2 protein-coding genes are annotated in these 2300 nt (G+C 48.3%); both read left to right on the top strand.

The features are described 5' to 3' along the window. On the top strand, positions 1-946 hold a 946-nt coding region (locus tag KDK14_RS06645; RefSeq protein WP_257264242.1), incomplete at its 5' end, for a hypothetical protein. A 724-nt stretch (positions 947-1670) separates the two neighbouring features. Then, complete coding sequence (locus tag KDK14_RS06640; protein WP_257264241.1) at positions 1671-2246, top strand: hypothetical protein; 576 nt, start codon at positions 1671-1673, stop codon at positions 2244-2246. Positions 2247-2300: the final 54 nt, after the last annotated feature.

The following is a 2300-nucleotide window of genomic DNA, read 5'->3' as shown; positions in this document are numbered from 1 at the left end:
GGCTTATACGACTATAGTCAAACAGTATGCCAGTAACGACATAAAAGCCAGTGCATCCGGCGATGTTGCCCGCCTGACCATTTACGGTGAGCTGTTTGGCGGTGCATTTCCCGGGCTACCCACACCGCCTGACGTAATCGCCCCCGTCCAGGAAGGCATCTACTACCACCCCGACCTGGACTACATGGCTTTCGGGGCCACAGTGATGCTGCGATCGCCTGCAGATCAAGCCGGTGGCACACTGACAGATAAAGCAGTTACCAAAGTAGAACTGGACTTTCTCCCAACCATGGAGTTGCTGAAAAGTTGCGGCTTTTTCACCGCAGAAGCCATACATCTGGGATCATTCACCGACTGTTGCAACTTTGATATCAACTTCACCACCACCATTCCTGCCAGACTCGGCGTTGACCTGAAGGCCAGAAAGAAGATTGCTGCGATAAATTTGGCCGAAGGTATTGTCTGTCGTACCAATGTTGTCCAGAGGGTGCCGGTAACCGGCCACAAACCTGACGATCATTGCATGTTCAAACGCAAACATGATGACTTTGCCAACTACTGCAGTGCCAACGCTCAAGCCATTGCCTGTGGGCAGAACCGTTCTCTGGTCAGCAGCGACAAAGCCTCGTTTTTGCACTTTATCGATCACCTGGTTCGCTCTCGCCTGGTCTGCGATGCGCTGTCAAAGACCGGCAAGCCCGTCACAAAAAATTACCAGACCAACAAGCGCATTCGCCAAATGGCCTGTGACCTGATTCTCGCTGATGTTAAAGAAACGTTGGGCACTATGACGTTTTGTTCAGCAGCTTCCGGCAAAAAAGCGATAAACGTTCATAAGACTGGCGCAGGCAACGCCACCGTCAGCGGAGACCATCTGCTGGAGCGGTACCTGGACGATATTAACCGAATTATTGCTAATGCCATGCGGGACAGGGCAAGCAAGTGAATTCTCCCCAACAGTGGCGAACAACAATGGGATCTTGTGGCTCTCAAATTGAAATACTGAACACAGACAACAGTTCAAAGCGCTCATTCCTGGCGTGGGGGGATCTTGCCGCCATTACCGGCAATGAGTCACATGGAACTTCCAATGGAATTAGTGGTCTGATGATACGTACTGTGTAAATTTATGAATTTCCGGTTCAAGTCATCATCTTGGTAAAATCAACCTGAGAGGCCATTTAATGAATACCCCCATATCAGCATCAGTTAACCAAATGCCGACCTTGCAAGATCAAAGAGAACCTGAATCAACAGGGGGTGCTCTGGCAAAGTTCAATAATCTACAAGTTACAGTGGCTTCGCAGGCTTCTATTAAAGGCATCCGGGAGTGGTTGAATAATATGCGTGTTAATCCAGTCAAGATCAAATATGAGAAAAATGGTAACAGTCCATCAGGAGTAAATGCTCTGCATCCTAACACAGCCAGGTTGGCTCTAAATGTTGATGTATCAGAAGAATCCGGACCTCCAAAGGCTTCTTCCTTAATTTCACAGACCTCGAAGGGCGAACCACCCTTAAAGGCAACAGGGCCTGCTTTGGCTTCTGGCCTTTCGCCACTGCCTGATGATGTCCAGGCCAAGGTAGATCAGGAAACCGCAAAATATCAGCAACTTTTGGGCGCTCATCCCGTAGAGTCAACAAGCTATCCGCCGCTTGAGTTCCGGAAAATGCAAAAAATTGAAAGATATACCAACTGTATTGTTTATAGAGGTATGTTGAAATACCACCTGAATGCAGATGGACTGTTGGTGAAAGAGAAGTACACGGGATCTGGTAATACCGTGAAACAGGTTAGCGGTGTTTATGTTTTCAATTATGTTGATGAAGACCGTAAAGGCCAATTTCGGCCACACCAAAATGGTGGGCTGAGCGACACACATTCAATACATGCTGGTCAATTAAATGATGGCACGTTTTTCCTCTTGGCGTTGACGAAAAAAATGTGTGACGACCACTTGGTAAAAGATCCATTTGATTCTAAAAAAATCGGTTACTTTGGTGATTCATATCCCACCTGTAGGGCAGGGTACAACACTCATTCCCTCTATTGCGGAAAGACTTGGGAAGAGTCAGTAAAAACCTTTGAACAGGCTTGTAAAGGTACCCTTGTGGCGGAAAAAATCAGGGAAATACTGGGATTTCAGCCTGACTCCGTTGGTACCAGGCTCGAAGCACAAAATCCGGAACAACCGGAAGTTCCTGAACCATTTTTGGCGTGGTCGGCCCAGAAGGCTGTCCGATAATAGCGCCCGTTTGGTCGCCCCCGTAGCCTATTCTCGGGCAGCCTCCCGGAGGAG

It is taken from the genome of Endozoicomonas sp. ONNA2 (genome assembly GCF_024606365.1).
Taxonomy (GTDB): domain Bacteria; phylum Pseudomonadota; class Gammaproteobacteria; order Pseudomonadales; family Endozoicomonadaceae; genus Endozoicomonas.
This window is presented reverse-complemented; position numbering and strand designations above follow the sequence as displayed.